Below are 21,279 nucleotides of genomic sequence, written 5' to 3'. Positions count from 1 at the left end.
GCTGTGAAAAGCCTCGCGGGTTTTTTGTTATCTGCTGACAGTGACGTCGGCCTTCCAGTATTTTTTCGGCATGAAAGCCTCGCCGTAGAGCCGGGCAGTGCCGTCGCGTGCGCCAATCAAAAAAAGGGGAACCAAGATGGTGTTCAACAGACGTGACTTTCTGAAAACCGCAGCCACCGCTTCAGCCGCACTCGCCTTGCCGGCGCTGGGCGGCCGGGCCTTTGCAGCCGATGCTATCAAGGTCGGTGCGCTCTACTCCCAGACGGGCGGGCTTTCTGTTGCCGAGAAGCTTCTCGCCAACGGTGTCATGATGGCCGTGGCCGAAATCAACGCAGCCGGCGGCGTTCTTGGCCGCCAGGTGGAAGTCGTCGTCGAAGACGGCGCTTCCGATCCGAAGACCTTCAGCGAAAAAGCATCGAAACTGATCCTCAAGGACAAGATTTCCACCATCTTCGGCTGCCACACCTCTGCCAGCCGCAAGGCCGTACTGCCGATCTTCGAACGGCGCGGCGCGATGCTGTTCTACCAGACGCACTATGAGGGCTTTGAGTGCTCGCGCAACGTCGTCTATTCCGGCGCCGTTCCAAACCAGCAGCTCTCCAACTACATTCCCTGGATTGTCGAGAAACTGGGCAAGAAGAAGTTCTTCATCGTTGGCTCCAACTATGTCTACCCGCGCGAGATGGCCAAGGTTTCCAAGAAACTGATCGAGGCGGCGGGCGCAGAATGGGTGGCGGACGAATATCTGGAACTTGGACACTCCGAATGGGCTGTCATGGTCAGCAAGATCAAGGAATCGGGCGCCGACGTGGTTCTTTCCAACGTGGTTGGCGACTCGATCATCGCCTTCTACCGCGAGTTCAAGAACCAGGGCCTCTCGCAGGAGGTTATCCCGATCTGCGCGACAGTGACCTCCGAAATCGAGATCGCCGCCATGGGCGCCGAATATGCGGCGGGCAGCTACACATCATTTCCATATTTTATGTCGATCGAAACGCCGGCTAACAAGAGCTTCATCGAACGCTTCAGGACCTTCGTCAACGATCCGAAGGCAGTGACATACCATTCGCTCGAGGCCGCCTATTTCCAGGTATTCCTGTGGAAGCAGGCAGTGGAGAAATCCGGCGGTCTGTCCGCCGATGCGATCCGGGCCGGCATTCGTGGCCAGACCTATGACGCGCCCGGCGGCAAGGTGACCACCGACCCCGACAACCTGCATTGCTGGCTGACGCCGCGCATCGGCCAATGGCAGCCGGATGGACAAAGCAAGGTCGTCAACGCCTACCCGGCACCGATCAAGCCGCTGCCCTATTCGGCCTATGGCGAGACGGAAAGCAATCTTTTCTGCACCAGCAACGGTCTCGACGCAGCAAAGCTCAAGGGCTGACCCCTCTTTTCGCGTCGTCCCGCCAGCCATGCCTGGCGGGACCATGTCTCGGCAAGGCGGATCTGCGTTTTTTCCTCTGCTCGGTGCCGACCCGATTTCGGGACAGGCAAGGAGCAGGACAAAGTCTGGTCCGCCCTTCTCACGAACGGTGGCGTTATGCTCGACATTCTCTTTATCGGCCTCAGTCTCGGCTCAATCCTTCTTCTGGTGGCACTCGGTCTTGCCATCACCTACGGCGCCATGGGCGTCATCAACATGGCCCACGGCGAAATGGTCATGATCGGTGCCTACGTCGCCGTCCTCTCGGGCATCTGGCTGAAAACAGGCCTTCTGTTCGCAATTCCCCTGGCTTTTGTCGTAACCGCCCTGCTCGGCCTGGTGATCGAGCGGGTGGTGGTGCGCAGGCTCTACGGCCGCCTGCTCGACACGCTTCTTGCCACCTGGGGCATCGCCATCCTTTTGCAGCAGGCCGTAAGGCTCGAATTCGGCCTTAGCTTTTTCGGTATTCATATCGAGGGCCTGGGAGCCGGGCTGCAAAACGTCGCCGTGCCTTCGTATCTGCAGGGCACCTTCAGGTTCGCCGGCGCCGACATCAACGCGTATCGCACCTTCATAATCGCGGTGACGGCCGCGTTGACGCTGGCGACATGGTTCATTCTCTACCGGACGACAGCGGGCATGCAGGTGCGCGCCATCATCCGTAATCCAAAAATGGCTGCGGCTTGCGGCATCGATGTGAAACGCATCAACGCCCTGACTTTCGCCTTCGGTTCCGGCCTTGCCGGCGTCGCCGGCGTAATGATGTCCGGCTTCAAGACCGTTTTCCCCGACATGGGCACGACGATGGTCGTTGACGGTTTCATGGTCGTGGTGACAGGCGGGGTCGGCAGCCTTTTCGGCACGGCCCTGTCGTCAGGGCTTCTGGGCGAAATCAATGCGCTGGTGGCGATTGGAACGAACGACATTCTGGCGCGCGCCGTCGTCTTCGGGGTCGTCATCCTCGTCATTCTCGTCAAGCCAAGCGGGCTATTCTCGTTCAAGGGGCGCTAACATGAGCATCGAACGAAAATTCCAGATCGCCGCCTATGTGCTTTTCATCGCGGTGATTTTTGCAGCGCCCGTTTTCGGCGACGAATTCTGGCTGAACCGCATTTCAAAATATCTGGTCTACGGCATGCTCGGCATCGCCATTTCTCTCACATGGGGATATGCCGGCATTCTCAATCTCGGTCAGGGGCTTTTTTTCGGCCTGGGCGCCTACATGCTCGCCATGTCGCTGAAACTGTCGAGCCTGACCAGTCTGCAACAGGGCTCCGACAGGCCGGTTCCGGATTTCATGCTGTGGAATGCCGAGCCCGGCGCGCCGACGGAACTTTGCTGTATCAACAAGGGCTCCTTCCTCTGGCTTCCGTTTCAGAGCCAGTCCGTAGGTCTCGTGCTTGGCATCGTGCTTCCCGTCTTGATTGCCGGGGCACTCGGCATGCTGGTTTTCCGCAAGCGCATTTCCGGTGTCTTTGTCTCGATCATCACCCTGGCGCTTGTTCTGCTTGTGCGTCTCGTCATGGTCGATGCGCAACCGGTGACGAACGGCTTCAACGGCCTGACCGATCTTGGCTGGCTAACGATCGGCGGCATCGAATTCGACCCCTACAGCCGGGCAACCTATTATCTGTGCGCCGCATGCCTGTCCCTGACGCTCATCGGCGCGCGTCTCATCGTGGAGACCCGTGCAGGCATGATCCTGCAGGCGATCCGTGACGATCAGCTTCGCGCTCGCTATCTTGGCTTCGACGTCTCGCTTTACCAGGTGTTCTTCTTTGTCATTTCTGCAGGCATCGCCGGCGTTGCCGGCATGCTCTATGTGGTCGTCGCGGAGTTCGCCTCGCCAACCTTCATGGACCTGTCTTTCTCAGTGACGATGGTCGTCTGGGCGGCCGTTGGCGGCCGTTCCTCCCTGCTCGGCGCCTGCATCGGCGCGATCCTGATCAACATGATCGAGGCCGAGGTCAGCGAGACCGAAGCGCTGGTCGAGGCTTGGAAAGCGATCATCGGCCTCATCTTCGTCCTTGTCGTCCTGTTTATGCCGCGGGGCCTTGGCGGCGTCGCGCACGATGTGCTGCGGCAGTTTATCCGCCGTGTCAAACCAGGCCCGGCATCCTCATCGTTACAGCAACAAAGCGAGGCATTGTAATATGAGTGCAATCGCATTGACCATCGACGGTCTCAGCGTCGATTTTGGCGGATTCAGAGCCGTCAACAATGTCAGCATTACCGTTCGCGATGGCGAGTTGCGTGTGTTGCTCGGCGCAAATGGCGCCGGAAAGACAACTTTGATGGACCTGGTCAGCGGCAAGACCCGCAGCACAAAAGGCAGGGTCTTCGTCTACGACACAGACATCACCAACTGGCCGGAACACAAGATCGCCCGCGCCGGGATCGGTCGAAAATTCCAGATCCCCAGCATTTTTCGCGATCTCAGCGTGCGGCAAAATCTTGAGGTGGCCAATTGCCGCAATCCATCGGTGTTTGCCAATCTCCGGTTTGGATTTTCGCGCGCCGAAGCCAAACGCGTCGATGAGGTACTCGCCCTCACCGGCCTCGAAGCGGAGGAGAATGTGACTGCGGCTTATCTCAGTCATGGCCAGACGCAATGGCTGGAACTGGGCATGCTCATCGTCCAGGATCCCAAGGTTGTTCTGCTGGACGAGCCGACGGCGGGCATGACCCAGGCCGAAACCCGCAAGACGGCCCAGATCATCAAAAATCTCAAAGGCCGCCACACCATCCTCGTCGTCGAGCACGACATGGGGTTCGTCCGTGAAATCGCCGAACGCATCACCGTTCTGCATCTGGGAGAAGTTCTCGCCGAAGGAAGCGTCGGGGATATCGAGAGCAATCCGAAGGTCCGCGAGGCCTATCTCGGTTCGAAAGGAATATCCTGATGCTGACATTGAAAAACGTACACAGCTATTACGGCCGCAGTCATATCCTGCACGGCGTCACGCTTGATATCCCGGCGGGAAAGGTAACCAGCATTCTTGGCCGCAACGGTACCGGCAAGACAACCCTGTTGAAAACCCTGATGGCGCTGACCGACCGCATGACGGGCGAGATGCATCTGCAGGGGAAAGACATAGGCTCATCTTCGACGCATATGAGGGCACGGGCCGGGATCGCCTATGTCCCCCAGGGCCGGGAGATCATTCCCGATTTCACCATCCGCGAGAACATCCTGATGGGCGCCTTTGCGCGCACCGATCGCAAACGCGAAATTCCGGCACTGGTGCCGGAGCTTTTTCCATACCTGATGGCCAACCTTGATCGGCCCGGCGGTGTGCTTTCGGGCGGCCAGCAACAGCAGCTCGCCATCGCCCGCGCACTGGCCGCGGATCCGAAGGTACTGCTTCTCGATGAACCCAATGAAGGCATCCAGCCCTCGATCGTCGAGGAGATTGAAAAGATCATCATCCGGCTCAATCGCGAGATCGGCATGACGATCATCCTCGTCGAGCAGAACGTTGCATTTGCGCGGCATGTCTCTCACCACTTCGCCATGCTGGAGAAGGGAGGTGTGGTCGCGGCCGGCGCAATCGACGCGCTCTCCGACGCGCTGGTTCATAGGCATATGGCTGTTTGAAAAGACGCATCCTTTCATAAGACAATGGGAACAATCATGACACCGACACAGAGCTACACCGCCGCCGCTATCCAGTTCGAACCGACCATGTTCGAAAAGGCGCGCAATATCAGCCGGCTGAGCGCCCTTTGCGAGGAAGCGGCGCAGGCCGGCGCCCGCCTGATCGTCACCCCCGAAATGGGGACGACAGGCTATTGCTGGTTCGACAGGGCCGAGGTGAAGCCCTTCGTCGAGGCGATCCCCGGACCGACCACCGATGTTTTCCAGGCGATTGCCCGCAAACACCGCTGCTATATCGTCGTCGGCATGCCGGAAGTCGATCCGGCGAGCGATCTCTATTACAATACGGCAGTTCTGATCGGTCCGGATGGCATCGTTGGTCGGCACCGCAAGTCCCATCCCTATATCGCCGAGCCAAAATGGGCCGCAAATGGCGACATCGTGCACGAGGTCTTCGAAACGGAGATCGGACGTATTTCAATGCTGGTGTGCATGGATCTGCACTTCTTCGAGACGGCGCGGCTGGAGGCTCTGGCCGGTGCCGACATCATATGCCACATCTCCAACTGGCTGCAGGAGCGCGCGCCCGCTCCCTACTGGATCAACCGCGCCTTCGAAAATGCCTGCTATGTCATCGAAAGTAATCGGTGGGGTCTGGAAAGAACCGTGCAGTTTTCCGGGGGAAGTTGCCTGATCGAGCCCGACGGAACGGTTGCCGCATCCATCGACACAGGCGACGGAATTGCCTATGGCAAGGTCGATCTTGCCCGTGCCCGTCGCCGCGAGGTCTTAAGCGAACCGGTCTTCAAGACGCGCCGGCCCGAGCTCTACATGAACATGATGACCAACAGTTTCACCTGGAACCCTGGCGATTATTTCCGCCTCTATGGCTATCAGCCAATCCCGCGTGGACGCAGATCGCGTGCTGCCGTTGCCCAGTTCGCGCCAACCTCGGTCATTGCAGACAATATTGCCCACATAACAAGGCTCGCAAACGAGGCTAAGGCGACAACGGCGCCGGACATTCTGGTGTTCCCGGAACTGTCGCTGACCGGACTTGAGGCACCGCAAACGCGGGCGGAGCCGCTGTCTGGTCCAACCGTATCCGCCTTCGTTCGTCTGGCCATGAAGCTCGGCTTTTATCTCGTCGCCGGATTTGCCGAAGCGGACGAAGACAGGATCTATAACAGCGTGGTCCTTGCAGGGCCCGAGGGGCTGGTGGGCAGCTATCGCAAGACGCATCTGGGTGTCGCCGACAGTTGGGCAACGGCCGGCGACGAATGGAAAATCTACGACCTTGCCATTGGCCGGGTGGGCCTGGCGATTGGCCACGACGCGCTTTATCCGGAAGCCATCCGTTCGCTTTCACTCATGGGATGCGATCTTGTCGCCTGCCCTTCGGCGATCGCCGGCACCTTCACCGGCAGCCATGGCGGTACGAAAATCCCGCACAACTATCCGATCCCAAAGGGCGCCGATCCCTACCACTGGCATGCGCTTCGCGTTCGCGGCGGCGAGAACAACGTCTATTTCGCCTTCGCCAATGTGCTGGACCAGGAAAAGGGTTATCTGGGCAAGAGTGCGGTATTCGGGCCGGATTCCTTTGCTTTTCCACGTCAGGAATCGGCGATCCTGGATGAGGAGGGGATTGCCGCTGCGGCTGTCGATACCACCAATCTCGACACGCCATATCCGACGAACATCGTCCGGCGAAAAGACCTTGTCGTCATGCGTCAGCCGCATCACTATCAGCCTCTCGTCAAATGGCATCAGTAAAAGGCGGCACAATGTCGACATTCACGTTCGCGACCGTCCCGCAGATAATTGCGGGACCGGGCTGCATCGCAAGGATTTCAGAACTCAAGTCCCGGCTCGGACCGCGCGTCCTGGTGATTTCCGACGATGGGGTCGTCAAGGCGGGACTTGTTCAGTCGGCCCTCGTGAGCCTTGCGGAAGCTGGCGCTGAAACATCAATTTTCACCGGCGTCATTGCCGATCCGCCGGAAACCGTCATTCACACGGCTGTGGCGCGGGCGATCGAGTTTGGCGCAACTGGTGTACTGGGCATCGGCGGCGGCTCGTCGCTCGATGTCGCAAAGCTCGTGGCCCTACTGGCCAAGAGCGGCGAAAATCTCGGCAATATCTACGGAGTTGGCAATGTGACAGGCCAGCGTCTACCGCTGGTGCTGGTACCGACAACGGCAGGCACCGGATCGGAAGTCACGCCGATTTCGATCGTTACTACCGGGGCAGACCAGAAAAAAGGCGTTGTATCGCCGGTCCTGTTACCGGACGCGGCTTTTTTGGACGCGAACCTTACCATCGGCCTGCCGCCGGCCGTGACCGCTGCAACGGGAATTGACGCGATGGTCCACGCCATCGAGGCCTTCACCTCCGCAAGTGCAAACAACAACGCTGTTTCCCGTGCCCTTGCCAAGGAAGCTCTTCGCCTTCTCGGAGCAAATCTGGAAATCGCCGTCAAGAATGGACATGACCTCGCCGCCAGACAGGCGATGCTGCTCGGTGCGATGCTGGCCGGTCAGGCTTTTGCCAATTCGCCCGTCGCTGCCGTTCATGCTCTCGCCTATCCGATCGGCGGCCGTTATCACGTTCCGCACGGTCTTTCCAACAGTCTGGTCCTGCCGCACGTGCTGCGCTTTAACGCCCCGGTGTGTGGTGACGCCTATGCAGAACTGGCGCCATGCCTCTTTCCGCACCTTGAGCCTGTTGGTCACGCCGAGCGGCTTTCCGGCTTCATCGAAGGACTAGCCGCGCTTCCTGTGCGCCTCAACCTCGCCGTACGACTGCGCGATGTCGGGATTCCCAAAGACGGGCTTCCTCTGCTGGCGGAAAGCGCAATGGAACAGACGCGCTTACTGCGCAACAATCCTCGTCCACTTTTGCTACCGGATGCCGTCAGGATCTATGAAGCCGCTTGGTAATATGGTGACGGACGTCAGGAACGCGGAACGATCAGATGCGATGAGCCCCTATGTCAGGCGACCTGGCCAAAGCACTGCAAGGCCGACGGAGTCGTCATGGTATGATGTGCTCAGTTCTGCCTGGAATCCAATACACCACTCCTGTGCATCTTGATGGAAGATTTAAGCAATACGAAGGGAGAGGAAAGATCGGCTGATGTTCATCAGACTTGTCCTTCATGCCTCGTAGCAAGTTGGCAGAGTGAACGAGTGCTATCAATTAGCTGTTTGACTTGAACGCGTTGAAATACCATCTGTGCCAAATGCCGAAGCATGAAAAACATCACATCGAACTGATCAGGACATGGACCCTGCCGGCTACCGTGACAATGGGATCGGCCGTTCGCGCCAAAGGCGTGCTTCAAGAAATACAGGCAAGGCTGCCCGCTAGTGTAAAAAAGTTGATCTCGCTCGAAGGAGTAGATCTCACACTGTCGATGGCGGCCAGTGAAAAGTCCGCCTTCAATGCGGCGGCGACCATCGTCACAAAAGTGGTGACGGAGGCCGCTGCACTGCCGGTAATCCCGCGCGAAATCGAGGACATCCTGACTATCAAGACGAGCGAGCGGCATCGTTGGCTTGCCGACGGTCGCTTGCCGAGCGGGGGGACGCGAACCGTCAGACTGAACGGGCGCGCACGTCAGATCACGTTTCATGTCTTCGACCCCAAGGTGGTCGAAGACCTTCTCGACCGCGGCGTTGTAGACGAATGGCGGGTGGAGGATGCAGAGGCGAAAGCCGAAAAGAGGCGGCGCACGGCATATCAGGCGAAGCTAACGCGGTCGCTCAAGAAGAAGGTTGCGAAGCGGCCAACGACGTCTGAAGATGGTTCCGATGATCCGGCCTTGAAGCTCGGCGGCTGGGAGGAGTTCGACGTGGACGGACTGCTTCGTTGAGCACTTTATGCCAGCGTCGCCTTAACTTGGTTCGGGCACATGATGGCCACGGTGGGGGCTCGTTTATGCCGCGGTTAACAGGGTGATTTCGCTCCATGTGTTCATGGCGACGTTTGGCAGTTTGCGATGATCAGCAGTGCTGCGTCGTAGGATTTAAGCTTATCGGTGATCATGACACGCGGTGTGACGCATTTGCCCTTCCGGAGCTTTCGCATCGACTTCAAGGCCGTCTGCTTGTTCCGGCGGCTCTGAAGCGATTGAACACCCGAAGTTGGTGTAGCTTCTTCGCCTTGGAGAGAATCGAACCGTCACCGCCTGGCTTTCGGGACGATCAACGGTGTGCCTGAGACCGGATCGGGAATGATCATGCAGGGCAGGCCGAAGACGTCTTCAACCAACCGTTCGGTGATGATAGCGGGCGGAGGGCCATGTGCGATGATGGCGCCATCCCTCATGGCGATGATATTGGTGGCATAGCGGCAAGCAGGGTTGAGATCGTGCAGCACGGCGATGATCGTGCGACCGGCCGCGTTAAGCTCCTGACAAAGATCAAGCAGGTCAACCTGATGGGCGATATCCAAGAAAGTGGTTGGCTCGTCGAGGAGCAGGATCGGTGTTTCCTGTGCCAGCACCATGGCGATCCACACTCTCTGGCGCTGGCCGCCGGAAAGCTCCTCGACAAGACGGCTGGAAAGCTGCGTCGTCTGCGTCGCGGCCATTGCCGATGCGACCGCCGCTTCGTCCTCGCTCGACCATTGCCGGAAGAGGGATTGATGCGGATAGCGACCGCGAGCGACAAGCTCAGCGACGGTGATGCCGTCGGGGGCGATCGAGGTCTGTGGCAGGAGGCCAACCGCGCGGGCAAGCTGTTTTGCGGGGTAGCCGGCGAGCGCCTTTCCGTCGAGAATAACCTCGCCAGCTGAAGGCGTTAGCAGCCGCGACAGGGCACGCAGCAACGTGGACTTGCCGCAGCCATTGGGTCCAACGATAACGGTGAAGGAACCGTCCGGAATCACGACAGACAAATCCTCAGCGATGATCCGTTGGTTATAACGCAGCGTGGCATTGTGAACCTCAAGCCTTCCGCGTCGAGTATCCGGCCGATCTGTCATTGTCTTGCCTCACGGATCAGCAGCCAGAGAAAATAGAGCCCGCCGAGGCTGACGGTTATGACGCCGACCGGCAACTGCACACCGAATGCATGTTGGGCAACCCAGTCAGCGGCGATGAGCAGCAATCCACCTGTGAGCGCCGACGGGATCAGCGTGGCGCCAACCGAGCGGGATAGGCGCCGGGCAATCTGGGGTGCGGCCAGAGAAACGAAGGCGATCGGCCCAGCCGCTGCCGTGACGATTGCCGTCAGCGCAACACCGCAGATCATCAGAAACAGGCGGAGACGGTTTACATGGATGCCGGACGCCGTTGCCGTCTCGTCGCCCAGTTCCAGCTGCAGCATCGGCCGCGTGATCACCAGAACAAACGGTATGATCGCCGCCAGCATCAGCAAGACCGGCCGGACCTGTTCGAAACCGAGACCATTCAGCGAACCCGCTGCCCAGATCGCCGCCGACATGGCAACCTTAAGATCGGCCTGGCGGATCATCCATGCATTCATCGCACTAAGCATAGCCGATATCCCGATGCCGATGACGATCAGCCGGAAACTCTGGGCACCGCCCCGATAGGCCAGGAGATAGATAGCGGCTGCCGTGAAGATGCCACCGGCAAGGGCACCCGCCGCAGTCTCGTAATAACCGCCGGAACCAACGAAAATGACAACCAGCGCGCCGGTATAGGAGCCGGCGGAGAACCCGATAATATCCGGCGATCCCAGCGGGTTGCGCGTCAGCGACTGGAAGATCGCCCCGCTCAAACCAAGGGCGGCGCCAAGTAGAAAGGCAAGGAGCAGGCGCGGTAGCCGCCATTCCATCACGATCATCTTCATCGTATCGTCAGCGGTACCGACGAGCGCCCTGAAAACATCGGCAAGCGGGACCGGAAACTTTCCGCTTGCTAGCGATGCGGCCCCGATCATCACTGTTAGCGACAGAAGGATCACACCAGCAACAAGGCTGCGTGGATCGAGCCGCATCGACAGCCGCCCGCCAAACAGCCTGAGCACGGCGATCCTGTGGCCGAAGTCGATTTGGCTGGAGCTTGAGACAGCAAGGCGATGAGCACCGGTCTTGGAAGGATCATGGTGATGTCCGCTCATAGGCCACTCGCCCGCTGGCGCCGGGCCAAAGCGATCAGCACCGGCGCCCCGATGAAAGCTGTGACGATCCCGGCTTCCAGTTCGCCGGGAAACAGCACCAGCCGCCCGGCAATATCGGCGGTCAAAAGAAGAATAGGCGAACAAAGGACGGTGAAGGCGATGATCCATCGCTGATCGGGTCCGCTGAGCCATCGTACCACATGCGGAACCATCAGCCCGATAAATCCGATCGGCCCTGCGGCTGCCGTCGCAGCGCCCGCCAGGAGAGTCACGGCGATTACTACGAGGATGCGGGTGTGCACCAGATTGACCCCGAGAGCGCGGGAGGGATCATCACCCAAGGCGACGGCATTGAGGGATGGTGCCACGCAGAGCGAGAGGACGAGCCCGCAGATGATGAACGGCGCCACCGTCAGCACGACATCCATATTGCGTCCGGAAAGCGAGCCGATCGACCAGACCCGCAGACCGTCGAAGGCGCGAGGATCAAGCAGCGTGATCGCAGAACCGATGCCACCGAGCACGGCGGAGAGCGCGACGCCGGACAGAACGAGCCGCGCCGGGCTCGCCCCATCGCGCCCGCGCGATCCGACCGCGTAGACCACTAGCGCCACGGCAATTGCGCCGAGAAACGCAAACCAGAGATAGCTGGAGATCGCGTGAAAGCCTAACAGCCCAACTGCCAGTGTCACGAAGAAGGCAGCGCCCGCATTTACACCGAGGATACCGGGATCGGCGAGCGGATTGCGAGTAACAGCTTGGATCAACGCACCGGAGACGCCGAACGCCGCACCACACAAGAGGCCAAGCAACGTTCGCGGCAGACGGTAATCGCGGATAATGATGTGTTCCGCAGATGCCGGGTCATAGGCGAACAGCGCATCGAAGCCGGTCGAGGGCGCAACGGCGCGTGCACCCGTCAGGAGGCTCGCGATACACAGCAGGATCAGGATGGTTGTGGACAGAGCAAACAGTACGGGCAGCCGCGACCGTAATCGCCAGGCATGCCCGCCTGACGGGTTTACAGCAGGCGGTCTGCCGATTGGATCGGTACCTGTCTGATCCACAGCTTGCGTGGTCATACGCGCGCCTGCCCCTCAATCCAGTAGCCGATCGCGTCGATCCGCGTCTTGTCGAAGCCGAGCCGGTCGCGAAAATGCTTGCGGCATTCGGAGGCTGCCCGTGCTTCGCCGGCGATGTAGATATAGCCCGGTCCTTCCGGCAAGCTGTCGATCGCCCAGGCGATCTGCGGCAGCTGCGTATAGCCGTCACGGTCGGCTCTTGGACCATGGGTCTCGTACCACTTGATCGAAACGTCGCCGTCACTGTTGATCACCTGGCGGTCGGCAGCCGATGGAATCTCGACATGCACGATGGCGCGCTCATTCGTGTCCAGTTCCTCCAAAATCCGACCGACTGCCGGAAGCCCCGTGATGTCGGTGACAAGCAGCATCCAGTCCGTATCTTCCGGCGGCTCGAAACGGCCTTCCGGATTGCAGATGCCGACGACGTCGCCCACCTTGGCGCCCATCGCCCAGCTGGCGGCAACGCCACCCGCGTGGGCGACAAGATCGATCAGCATCTCCCTGCGCTCCGCATCCCAGCGGCGGACTGTATAGGGTCGGTTCGGGCAATGCTGCGAACCATCCGGCCGGCCCCATTCCCCATTGCTCATCAAGACCGGCAGCGTCACCGGTGTGTGGGGATCAGGCCGCAAAGCAAGCCGCACCCATTCGTCGGGGTGACCGGTCGATATCAACCGCTCACCGCCCTCGACCTGCAGGGCGACCCGGATCATCGATGGCGTCAGTTGTGTAACAGCAGTCACCTCGCAGAAGAAATAATCTTCCACGTAGGGTTCGTGATCATTATCGTGGGACATCATTACTCCTTGCCCGCCCGCTCTGCCGCTTCGGCAAGACGGGGCAAAAACCTCGGAAAACCATAGGGAATTGACAACACGCTCAAGGCTGATGTCGACCAGACGGAAACAGGATCTTCCAAGGCCACATAACGACTGCTCATGACCGCCGGAAGCCGCATAAACAGCGGCTGCGCCTCGGCCGCAATGCGTGCACCTTCGCCGTACCACATGATCAGGATGTCGGCGTCCAGGCTATCGACCTGTTCCATGCCAACAGTAACAGAGCCCTGGCCGGGATTGGCAGCGGAGAGCGCCAGTATACCCGCAGATGGTTTAAGCCCCAGTTCCAGTAGGGCGGCAACGCGTGGATCCTCCGGCAGATAGACGACGACGCCGGACCCGCCGGGAAAATAGGTCCCGAAGGTAAATGTCTTGCCACGCAGGACAGGCCAGCTGTCGCCCATCGCGTTGAGAGAGGATGCTGTCTTTTCGATGAGTGCTTTGGCCTGATCGCTTCTGCCGAGTGCCTGCCCGACCATTTCAGTCTGTTCCTTCCAGTCGGCCGACCACGGCGCAGAGCGATAGACAACAGTCGGCGCGATGGAGGAAAGCCGCTTGTAGGCGAGATCATCCACGCCCGAATAGATGCCGAGGATGAGGTCCGGCCGTAGCGCTGCGATCGCCTCATAATCGATGTCGCCTTCGAAGAGATATGGCCGGATACCGTCCAGCCGTTGCTCGTTCCAGGGAAAGATGCCGCTCTCGAAAAAGCGATAACGCGGCACGCCCACCGGCGTCTTGCCAAGCGCAAGTACCGCATCTTCGCCGCTCCAGCCCAACGTCACGATCCGTTCCGGATCGTTCGGTATCGCCGTTGTCCCAAGGGCATGCTGAACAGTTCGCGGAAACCCGTCCTCGGACCGGACAGGCCCGACGACGAACAACAGCACTGACACCAGCAAGATTGCCATTTTACGAGGTGAGGACAATAGCGTTCTCACTTACCATTTGAAGCTCAGGTTGGCATAGACCGCCCGCGATTTTCCATAGAAACAGGAGTTGATATTGCTGCACCCGCTCACGTAGGTTTTGTCGAAGAGGTTTTGGGCGGTTACGTTCAGTTCCAGGCCTTCCAGCTTGGGATTCCGTTTGCCAAAGTCATAGGACAACGCTGCATCCACGACCGTGTAGGCGGGATACTTGAAGCTGTTGGCCGCATTGCCATATCCGCTGTTTGAGTGACGTACCCCGGCGCCAAACCCAAGCCCCTCGAGTGGACCATCTTCGATCCGGTATTTGGCCCAAAGGGATATGTTGACCGGCGGCATGAACCGAACCTTGTTCCCCTGTGTTCCGTCATCCGCTTTGGAATAGACCGAATCCGTGTAGGCGGCGGCTGCAATCAGATCAAGGCTATCAAAAACCGTTGCCTTGCCTTCGATCTCGATACCTTGGACGTGAATTTCGCCCGTCTGCGCAGGAATATAGGTGAATTCATCATAGGTCGGTACATTCTGTTGCTTCAAATCGAACGCGGAGAGCGTGATGAGAGCATCGTAACCGACCGGCTCATACTTCATTCCGACTTCCCACTGCTCGCCGGTCGTGGGCTTGAACGGGTTGTTCTGCCCGTCAAACCCAGAATAGGGCATGAAGGAAGTGGCATAGCTGACATAAGGCGCAAGGCCATTATCGAAGAGGTAAATGAGCCCCGCACGGCCAGTGAATGCGGTGTCCGTCTTTTTCCCTACCGTCGATGAGAGGATGTCGTTGTCGGTCTGCCACGCCCAATCATAACGTCCGCCAAGCGTTAAAATCCAATTGTCCCATTTGATCTGATCCTGGGCATAAAGACCCAGCTGGCTGATCTTGTTGTCCCAACGGGCGCCGACCGTTGGCTCCTTGTAAAATCCGTAGTCAGGATTGAACACATCCAGCGGCGTGTTGCCAAAGCCATAACGGCCGGTATAGTCATTGCGGAACCATTTGTAGTCGGTGCCGACGATGACTGTGTGCTCAACCTCGCCGGCCGAGAGCTCGGCCTGGAGATTGGTATCGGTGGCGAAAACCTGGTTGTTCGAAGAATAGTCGATCGCGTTGCGTCTCATCTTCGTATAGTCCGTCACGCCGCCCGTCTCGACATAGCCACCACTGAAGAATGTCCGGTAGGAATCATCGACCGAGATATATTTCGCGTTGTGGCGGATCGACCATACATCGTTGAACTGATGCTTGAATTCGTAGCCAAGTACGGCCTGCTCCCTGTCATAGCCGTTGTAGGCCGGCTCGCCGGTGAAGAGATCACGGTCGATTCTTCCATAAGGCCCGGCCTTCACCGTTCCGATGTAAGGCAAGGGCTGGTAGTCCGGGACACCGTTGTCCTTTTGATAGTGCGACAGGAACGTGAATGTCGTGTCCTCGTCCGGTTTCAGCGTGAATGAGGGCGCGACCATGAACCGCTCGTCCTCGGTGTAGTCTATATTCGTCCCGGTGCGGGTCGCAACGCCTGTCAGCCGGTAGAGGAGCGCATCGTTATCAGGTACGGGGCCGGAAAAATCGAATGCACCATAGGCCCGACCGTCCGTACCGGTTCCGGCAACAACCTCATTGAATGGCTTGTCCGTCGGCCGTTTGCTGACCATGTTGATCATGCCACCGGGGTAGTTCTGGCCGTAGAGGACGGAGGATGGTCCCTTCAGGACTTCAATCCGCTCGAGCAGATACGGGTCAATCTGTGGTGAGCCGCCGAGATCGCCGATATAGGGCAGATAAGTGCCGTCGAGATAGAGAGGCGTTGGCGCGAAGCCGCGTATTTCGATGTTGTCAAACGCACGGGTCGAGGCACTGCTGCCGCCGACATGGACGCCCGCAGTGTAATTCACCGCTTCCTTGATCGTTTCAGCACCCCGGGCCTTTACTTCATCGGCGGTTATGACAGAAATCGATTGCGGAACTTCAATCAACGGCGTGTCGGTTTTGGTACCTGTTGCCGACCGACTGGCAACAATCCCATCGACATGCCCATAGGCGCTCTCTGCGCCCTGTACCGTAATCGTCTGTAGTATTGTCGCGCTTTCATCCGTGACCGCGTCCGGAGCCTGTGCCGGGTTGGCGACGGTTACACTCTTCGGACCGGTAAAATGGTATGTCAGACCCGTATTGGCGAGAAGCCCCTGCAATGCTGCCTCTGGGGAAAGCGGACCGCTTATGCCCGCGGTGTTCAGTCCGTTAGCGACAGCAGTGTTGTAGAGAATCTGGATGCCGCTCGCGGCACCGAACCGTGTCAGGCCGCGCTCAAGAGAGCCGGCAGGAATAGAATAGGTGACGCTTTGCTGTGCGAAGACCGCGGACGAGGTCATTGCGAGCGCCGCAAATGCAATGGACGCAGACAGGTGGGAAATCCGCCATTTGTATATTGTCATGCCCTCACGGCCGTGCTTGCCGACGTTGAACTGCCCCATTCCGATGTCCCCATGCAAGTCGTCGCCGTGCCATCCATTGGCGCGGCCTCTAGCAGGAAGAACGATCCGAATTTGAAAACACGAAATTTTTCCGTCGATTTTTTTAAAGAAAATTTCCGGCTACCGCAGCAGCACAATTCCACCGACAAGACTGACGGGGCGAACCCGCAACGTCTCTTCCAGATGCGCGAGGATTTCGTCCGGACGATTGAGATGAAACACCCCGGACATCCGGCGTGAGCGGAGATTGCTGCTTGCAATCAGCACCTTTCCGCGACGATGGCGATTGAGGTCCGAGACAACGTCTGCGAGCGGCCGGTCCTTGAAAATCAGCAGGCCCCGCCGCCACGCCGCGGCCGTCTCAAGATCGGTTGCCACTCTCTCACCGAGCCCAACCCGAGAATAGCTGATGCCTTCGCCGCCGGTGAGCTGACTATCGACCAGACATTGTACGGTGATATGTCCCTGAAGACACTCCACAGAGACATCCTCCTCGCCATGCTTAACAGAAAACGACGTCCCAATTGCCGTTGTGTCACCGTTGGCGGCGGTCACCACAAAGGGCCGCATGGCGTCGTGGACCACATCGAAGACCGCCGCTCCTGATGTTAGCACCAGGTGCCGGGTTGATGGGGTGTAGTCGAGGGAAAGGGTCGTGCCACCATCGAGCGTGGCCGTCGATCCATCGAGGAGTTCAACCGTTCGCTGTTCGCCGACCCCGGTGGCGTAATCAGCAAGTACGGCATCAACGGACGGCAGAAATCCGAGTTCCGACAAGACGATCCCCACGCCCGCCGCACCGGCTGCAAGACTTCCAGCCGCGAGGAAGGATCGCCGCGTGACAGCCGGGGCAGATGTATTCTTGGTCTCACCAAGCGCTGATCCGAGATTTTTCCACAGCCGTGCCGACTGCTGGAAGGCTTGCTCGTGAGCGGCGCTGCGCGAGCGCCAGCGTAGCAGCGCTTCGGCATCTTCGGTGGTTGCCGTACCGGATGTGATGCGGACGATCCAAGCTGTCGCTTCGCGCCTGAGAGCTTCGAAATTCTCGTCCAACATCCGCTCCCTTGTGCGCGTTCGTGACAGGATGTTGCGTATACCTGTTTCTAAAACTATCAACGATTGAAAAATGAAAAGCCGAAGCCTCAGGCCCGATTTATTGTCTCGAGCCGCTCCCTGCAATAGTCGACTGCCTTGCGGACTTCCAGCTCGACCGTGCGGATCGACACCCCAAATTCCGCAGCAATATCGGCATGACGGCGCTGCTCGAGGCGGCAAGCAACCAGCATTTTGCGCTGGCGCTCTGGGAGTTCATCGATGATCTGCATCAGGCAGCGCACCTGATCCCGGTCTTCGAACTGTTTCTCCGGTCCCGGCTGTTCGTCGGCGACAGACATGAGAACATCAATATCGTTGGAGGTGAGTTTGCGTTTTTGCCCGCGGTCGTGATCGACCGCAAGGGTACGTGCGATCCGCATCAGATAGGGAACGGGCGCGGCTAACGCAGCCGCGCCATTACGGGCAAGCTTGATCCAAGCTTCCTGAGCGAGATCGTCGCTGTCTGCTTGCGAAAGGGTTCTGCTGATGAGGTAACGTTTAATCCGGCGTTCATTGCGCGAAAATGCGGCCATAAGCTCGTCGTCGTAACTTGCCATCCCTTCGCTCCTTGCCCGCCCGAAATCTGTTTTCGACGCAATACCGGTTCGCCGAACTGCTGGCAATAGTAGAGAAGAAAACTCATGTTAATCCCGGCTCAGCCGTCACCTTGTTGGGATTCGAACCGCTGATACCGGACGGTCGTCTTCAGGCCAGCGTCTGGCCCGCCTCGCGGAACCAGGTTTTCGCATCCGCGCCAGCGGGTGTTTTCATCGGCGAGTCAAGCTGCGTCACCACGCGCCAGACGGCGACAGCGACAAAGGCTACAAGTGGGCCCTCGTATCGACGCTGAAGCGGACCCGCGAGCTGCTTGAACAGGGCCGACTGTGATTGCCGATCGCAACAAACAAAGCTGGGCCGCCTTCCTAGAGGCGCCCAGCCTTCCAACAGGGACGCTCGGGATGAGAAAGCGTTGCGCCAAGCTTTAAAAGGTCGAGACGCCTTGATCAGCGCGCCCAAGCATCAATTTCGCGCCTATGTAACTTTGCCTTGTTTGGCCAGGAAATCGAGAAGAGCGCGCACTCTCGAAGGCAGCGGGCCACCCTGCCCGATATGAATGGCATGAAACTCCTCCCCGTCTCCAGGATTATACTCGTCGAGCACCGGCACCAGCCGGCCGGCCTTCAAATCACCGCGGATCGTGAAGTTGGCGAGGCGGGCAATTCCGTTTCCACCGAGTACCAACTGTCGCAGCGTCTCGCCGTCAGTGGCCTGGACACGGGCGACGACTGGGGCAAAAATCGTCCCGCCTGCCGATATTAACGGCCAGCCATCCATCGCGCGGGTGTAACCAAGGCCCAGCCTGTCATGCCTTTCAAGCTCCTCGATAGTCCGGGGCAGCCCACGCCGGTCGACATAAGAGGGAGCAGCGACGATTGTCATTGCAGTATCGCCAAGCCTGCGCGCTATGAGGCTCGAACTTTTGAGCGGGCCCTGCGCGAACCGCCACGTCCATTCGCTCCTCAAGCAGATCGACGACAAGGTCGCTTTGCACGATATCGACGGTAATCGCAGGATATCGCTCCAGGAATTCCGGGAGTATGCCGGCGAGGACATGGGTGGCATAGGAGGCGCTGGTACTCAGGCGGAGGCGGCCACTGGGCACCTCACCCGCACTGGCGATCCGCTCGGCATCTTCGATGTCTGCCAGGATACGCGTGGCGCGCTCGAAAAAGACGCAGCCTTCCGAGGTCAACTTGAACACGCGCGTCGAACGGTTGATGAGACGGGTACCCAACCGCGCCTCCAGTCTCGCGACCAGTTTGCTCACCGCCGACGGCGTCATTCCGACGCTGCGAGCAGCTGACGAGAAGCCACCGCGCTCGACAACCTGCACGAAGACTTCCATTTCTCCGGATCGATTGACTTCCGCTCGAGCCATCTGGTCCCCAATTTCACAAATGTTGTTCCCACCCGCAATCTATATCACGAAAGCCGGATCTCCTATCTCTTCCCCATCAGGTGGCGCAAGTCGCTTCCATTTCTCCAGAAGGAAGACCAGATGGAATATCGTTCTCTTGGCCGATCAGGCCTCAAAGTCTCGGTCCTGAGCTTTGGCGCAGGCACGTTTGGAGGGGCAGGTCCCCTTTTCAGTGCATGGGGCACGACCGATGTCACCGAGGCAAGGCAACTTATCGATATCTGCGTTGAAGCAGGCGTTAATCTGTTCGATACCGCAGATGTCTACTCCAACGGTGCATCGGAGGAGGTGCTGGGTGCAGCGCTGGAAGGTCGTCGCGAGACCGTGCTGATATCGACGAAGACCAGCCTGCCTATGGGAGATGGGCCGAACGATGCGGGTTCCTCCAGGTTTCGCTTGATCAGATCAGTCGAAGACGCACTTCGCCGGCTTCGGACGGACTATATAGACATCCTGCAACTTCATGCCTACGACGCCCGGACACCTGTTGAAGAAGTCTTGTCGACCCTTGATATGCTCGTTCGGGCGGGAAAGGTCCGCTACGTCGGCATCTCGAACTTTTCGGGATGGGAAATCATGAAGTCGCTGGCGGTTGCCGACACGTACGGATGGCCTCGCTACATTGCCAATCAGGTGTACTATTCCCTTCTCGGCCGAGACTACGAGTGGGATCTGATGCCATTGGGTATGGATCAAGGGCTTGGAGCACTCGTCTGGAGTCCGCTTGGGTGGGGCCGGCTTACAGGAAAGATCAGGCGCGGCGCTCCGCTGCCGAAGGACAGTCGCCTTCACGAAACCGCAAGCTTTGGTCCTCCAGTCGATGAGGAGCATCTCTATCGCGTCGTCGATGCCCTTGAAGACGTCGCAAGACAGGTCGACAAAACAGTTGCGCAAGTGGCGCTCAACTGGCTTGCAGGCCGGCCCACGGTGTCTTCCATTATCATGGGAGCGCGAAACGAAGAGCAGCTCCGACAGAACCTCGGCGCGGTCGGCTGGCATCTCACCGATGATCAGATTGCTCTCCTGGACAATGCGAGCGTCTTGACGCCGCCATATCCGCATTTCCCCTATCATCGTCAGGAGGGCTTTGCCCGTCTTAACCCGCCGATGGTAGGTTCCAAGATGCGTGGATGTTGAGCGTAATGTTGCGATTAATGTGGCGGCAGATCCGGCTGCAAAAGTTATGCAGAAAGACCAACCCACAACAGCTGCGAGAATACCAGCGCTATTGGCGCTGGCGTCACTTTGTCGGCTGAGACCGTGCGCTCAGTTTATGTCCGTCCGGATCACGAAGATAAGCGACGAAGGCCCCGTTTGGGCGCTCATTCGGCGGGCTCTCGATCGATGTGCCGCCGTGCATAACACCGGCGTCGTGCCACGCCAGAACATGCTCGCGGCTCAGGGCGGCGATTCCGATTGTCCCGCCGTTGGCAACGGTCGCCGCTTTGCCGTCGATCGGTTTCGTGATCATCAGTCGTCCGCCTTCGTGGACATAGATCAGTCTGCCTCTCGCATCCATCTCGCCGGGCCTGCCACCCAGTCCAGCGAATGTGGCGTCGTAGAAGTTTCTTGACCGCTCCAGATCATTACTGCCGATCATGACGTGCGTGAACATGGTCTCTTCTCCCGTAAGGCAGCCCGCTGGCAGCAGGGGTCGAGCTCCACCTGAGCCAAAAGCTCGTTTGTCTGCTTTCACCGTACACCGTCCCGCGGGGCTCGCAAAGCGAGGGTAGGGTTTGGTGGATCGCTTCTGAAGGAGCGGAGA

At 58.9% G+C, this 21,279-nt stretch carries 18 protein-coding genes and 2 pseudogenes; 9 read left to right on the top strand and 11 right to left on the bottom strand.

All coding sequences use genetic code 11. From position 1 onward, the window contains the following. Nucleotides 1-136 precede the first annotated feature (136 nt). The 8 genes from CRO62_RS03325 to CRO62_RS03290 all read left to right on the top strand — a co-directional run bounded on the left by CRO62_RS03325 (nt 137) and on the right by CRO62_RS03290 (nt 8,901). Nucleotides 137-1,387: a transporter substrate-binding domain-containing protein gene (locus CRO62_RS03325; protein ID WP_097099174.1), complete on the top strand. Its 1,251-nt coding sequence runs from the start codon at nt 137-139 to the stop codon at nt 1,385-1,387. A gap of 156 nt (nt 1,388-1,543) precedes the next feature. Beyond that, on the top strand, nt 1,544-2,437 hold the full coding sequence (urtB, locus tag CRO62_RS03320; protein ID WP_019565873.1) for an urea ABC transporter permease subunit UrtB: 894 nt from the start codon (nt 1,544-1,546) through the stop codon (nt 2,435-2,437). A 1-nt stretch (nt 2,438) separates the two neighbouring features. Next, on the top strand, nt 2,439-3,578 hold the full coding sequence (gene urtC / locus CRO62_RS03315; RefSeq protein ID WP_097099173.1) for an urea ABC transporter permease subunit UrtC: 1,140 nt from the start codon (nt 2,439-2,441) through the stop codon (nt 3,576-3,578). 1 nt (nt 3,579) lies between these two features. Continuing rightward, complete coding sequence (urtD, locus tag CRO62_RS03310) at nt 3,580-4,329, top strand: urea ABC transporter ATP-binding protein UrtD (protein ID WP_097099172.1); 750 nt, start codon at nt 3,580-3,582, stop codon at nt 4,327-4,329. Beyond that, nucleotides 4,329-5,024, top strand: a complete 696-nt coding sequence (gene urtE, locus CRO62_RS03305) for an urea ABC transporter ATP-binding subunit UrtE (protein ID WP_097099171.1) — start codon at nt 4,329-4,331, stop codon at nt 5,022-5,024. Before urtD ends, urtE begins: the two co-directional genes overlap by 1 nt. A 24-nt stretch (nt 5,025-5,048) precedes the next feature. Then, complete coding sequence (locus CRO62_RS03300) at nt 5,049-6,800, top strand: nitrilase-related carbon-nitrogen hydrolase (RefSeq protein WP_065687646.1); 1,752 nt, start codon at nt 5,049-5,051, stop codon at nt 6,798-6,800. A gap of 11 nt (nt 6,801-6,811) precedes the next feature. Then, nucleotides 6,812-7,966, top strand: coding sequence for an iron-containing alcohol dehydrogenase (locus tag CRO62_RS03295; RefSeq protein WP_097099170.1), 1,155 nt, complete (start codon nt 6,812-6,814; stop codon nt 7,964-7,966). A gap of 302 nt (nt 7,967-8,268) precedes the next feature. Next, nucleotides 8,269-8,901 carry a hypothetical protein gene (locus CRO62_RS03290; protein WP_038497304.1) on the top strand — a complete coding sequence of 211 codons (633 nt, stop codon included), beginning with the start codon at nt 8,269-8,271 and terminating at the stop codon, nt 8,899-8,901. Nucleotides 8,902-9,038: 137 nt separating this feature from the next. Here the strand turns inward: CRO62_RS03290 and CRO62_RS27515 are convergent. The 10 genes and pseudogenes from CRO62_RS27515 to CRO62_RS03235 all read right to left on the bottom strand — a co-directional run. Next, nucleotides 9,039-9,155: pseudogene (locus CRO62_RS27515) on the bottom strand (IS6 family transposase); the annotation flags it as partial. 54 nt (nt 9,156-9,209) lie between these two features. Next, nucleotides 9,210-10,013: an ABC transporter ATP-binding protein gene (locus CRO62_RS03280; protein WP_046205679.1), complete on the bottom strand. Its 804-nt coding sequence runs from the start codon at nt 10,011-10,013 to the stop codon at nt 9,210-9,212. Next, entirely contained in the window at nt 10,010-11,116 is a 1,107-nt protein-coding gene (locus tag CRO62_RS03275; protein ID WP_323455447.1) for a FecCD family ABC transporter permease, read from the bottom strand. Before CRO62_RS03275 ends, CRO62_RS03280 begins: the two co-directional genes overlap by 4 nt. Beyond that, nucleotides 11,113-12,198 carry a FecCD family ABC transporter permease gene (locus CRO62_RS03270; RefSeq protein WP_038497307.1) on the bottom strand — a complete coding sequence of 362 codons (1,086 nt, stop codon included), beginning with the start codon at nt 12,196-12,198 and terminating at the stop codon, nt 11,113-11,115. Before CRO62_RS03270 ends, CRO62_RS03275 begins: the two co-directional genes overlap by 4 nt. Then, a complete protein-coding gene (locus CRO62_RS03265) occupies nt 12,195-12,998 on the bottom strand; it encodes a siderophore-interacting protein (RefSeq protein WP_236765546.1) in 804 nt (267 codons plus the stop codon). Before CRO62_RS03265 ends, CRO62_RS03270 begins: the two co-directional genes overlap by 4 nt. 2 nt (nt 12,999-13,000) lie before the next feature. After that, nucleotides 13,001-13,825 (bottom strand): iron-siderophore ABC transporter substrate-binding protein, encoded by an 825-nt coding sequence (locus tag CRO62_RS03260; protein WP_323455319.1) that lies wholly within the window; start codon nt 13,823-13,825, stop codon nt 13,001-13,003. Nucleotides 13,826-13,981: 156 nt separating this feature from the next. After that, a complete protein-coding gene (locus tag CRO62_RS03255; protein WP_097099167.1) occupies nt 13,982-16,441 on the bottom strand; it encodes a TonB-dependent siderophore receptor in 2,460 nt (819 codons plus the stop codon). Between the two features lie 120 nt (nt 16,442-16,561). Continuing rightward, the gene (locus tag CRO62_RS03250; RefSeq protein WP_097099166.1) at nt 16,562-17,497 is read right to left on the bottom strand and encodes a FecR family protein; all 936 of its coding nucleotides are present in this window, start codon (nt 17,495-17,497) and stop codon (nt 16,562-16,564) included. Nucleotides 17,498-17,583: 86 nt separating this feature from the next. Next, nucleotides 17,584-18,069 (bottom strand): RNA polymerase sigma factor, encoded by a 486-nt coding sequence (locus CRO62_RS03245; RefSeq protein ID WP_236760445.1) that lies wholly within the window; start codon nt 18,067-18,069, stop codon nt 17,584-17,586. A 499-nt stretch (nt 18,070-18,568) separates the two neighbouring features. Then, nucleotides 18,569-19,475: pseudogene (locus tag CRO62_RS03235) on the bottom strand (LysR family transcriptional regulator). A gap of 120 nt (nt 19,476-19,595) precedes the next feature. Between CRO62_RS03235 and CRO62_RS03230 the strand changes: the two are divergent. After that, nucleotides 19,596-20,651, top strand: coding sequence for an aldo/keto reductase (locus CRO62_RS03230; protein ID WP_097099165.1), 1,056 nt, complete (start codon nt 19,596-19,598; stop codon nt 20,649-20,651). A 103-nt stretch (nt 20,652-20,754) separates the two neighbouring features. Here CRO62_RS03230 and CRO62_RS03225 read toward each other — a convergent pair whose 3' ends face one another. After that, nucleotides 20,755-21,129 (bottom strand): VOC family protein, encoded by a 375-nt coding sequence (locus tag CRO62_RS03225; RefSeq protein ID WP_097099164.1) that lies wholly within the window; start codon nt 21,127-21,129, stop codon nt 20,755-20,757. Nucleotides 21,130-21,279: the final 150 nt, after the last annotated feature.

The sequence above is a fragment of the Rhizobium sp. AN6A genome (assembly GCF_900215635.1).
In the GTDB taxonomy this organism is placed as follows: Bacteria; Pseudomonadota; Alphaproteobacteria; order Rhizobiales; family Rhizobiaceae; genus Agrobacterium; species Agrobacterium tumefaciens.
The sequence above is the reverse complement of the archived record's forward strand: the minus strand, read 5'-3'. Positions and strand labels throughout refer to the sequence as shown.

What these genes read in the sequence shown, in the direction of transcription:
- CRO62_RS03325 (WP_097099174.1), top strand. Translation starts at nt 137, where the DNA reads ATGGTGTTCAACAGACGTGACTTTCTGAAAACCGCAGCCACCGCTTCA.
- urtB (WP_019565873.1), top strand. Translation starts at nt 1,544, where the DNA reads ATGCTCGACATTCTCTTTATCGGCCTCAGTCTCGGCTCAATCCTTCTT.
- urtC (WP_097099173.1), top strand. Translation starts at nt 2,439, where the DNA reads ATGAGCATCGAACGAAAATTCCAGATCGCCGCCTATGTGCTTTTCATC.
- urtD (WP_097099172.1), top strand. Translation starts at nt 3,580, where the DNA reads ATGAGTGCAATCGCATTGACCATCGACGGTCTCAGCGTCGATTTTGGC.
- urtE (WP_097099171.1), top strand. Translation starts at nt 4,329, where the DNA reads ATGCTGACATTGAAAAACGTACACAGCTATTACGGCCGCAGTCATATC.
- CRO62_RS03300 (WP_065687646.1), top strand. Translation starts at nt 5,049, where the DNA reads ATGGGAACAATCATGACACCGACACAGAGCTACACCGCCGCCGCTATC.
- CRO62_RS03295 (WP_097099170.1), top strand. Translation starts at nt 6,812, where the DNA reads ATGTCGACATTCACGTTCGCGACCGTCCCGCAGATAATTGCGGGACCG.
- CRO62_RS03290 (WP_038497304.1), top strand. Translation starts at nt 8,269, where the DNA reads ATGCCGAAGCATGAAAAACATCACATCGAACTGATCAGGACATGGACC.
- CRO62_RS03280 (WP_046205679.1), bottom strand. Translation starts at nt 10,013, where the DNA reads ATGACAGATCGGCCGGATACTCGACGCGGAAGGCTTGAGGTTCACAAT.
- CRO62_RS03275 (WP_323455447.1), bottom strand. Translation starts at nt 11,116, where the DNA reads ATGAGCGGACATCACCATGATCCTTCCAAGACCGGTGCTCATCGCCTT.
- CRO62_RS03270 (WP_038497307.1), bottom strand. Translation starts at nt 12,198, where the DNA reads ATGACCACGCAAGCTGTGGATCAGACAGGTACCGATCCAATCGGCAGA.
- CRO62_RS03265 (WP_236765546.1), bottom strand. Translation starts at nt 12,998, where the DNA reads ATGTCCCACGATAATGATCACGAACCCTACGTGGAAGATTATTTCTTC.
- CRO62_RS03255 (WP_097099167.1), bottom strand. Translation starts at nt 16,441, where the DNA reads ATGGGGCAGTTCAACGTCGGCAAGCACGGCCGTGAGGGCATGACAATA.
- CRO62_RS03250 (WP_097099166.1), bottom strand. Translation starts at nt 17,497, where the DNA reads ATGTTGGACGAGAATTTCGAAGCTCTCAGGCGCGAAGCGACAGCTTGG.
- CRO62_RS03245 (WP_236760445.1), bottom strand. Translation starts at nt 18,069, where the DNA reads ATGGCCGCATTTTCGCGCAATGAACGCCGGATTAAACGTTACCTCATC.
- CRO62_RS03230 (WP_097099165.1), top strand. Translation starts at nt 19,596, where the DNA reads ATGGAATATCGTTCTCTTGGCCGATCAGGCCTCAAAGTCTCGGTCCTG.
- CRO62_RS03225 (WP_097099164.1), bottom strand. Translation starts at nt 21,129, where the DNA reads ATGTTCACGCACGTCATGATCGGCAGTAATGATCTGGAGCGGTCAAGA.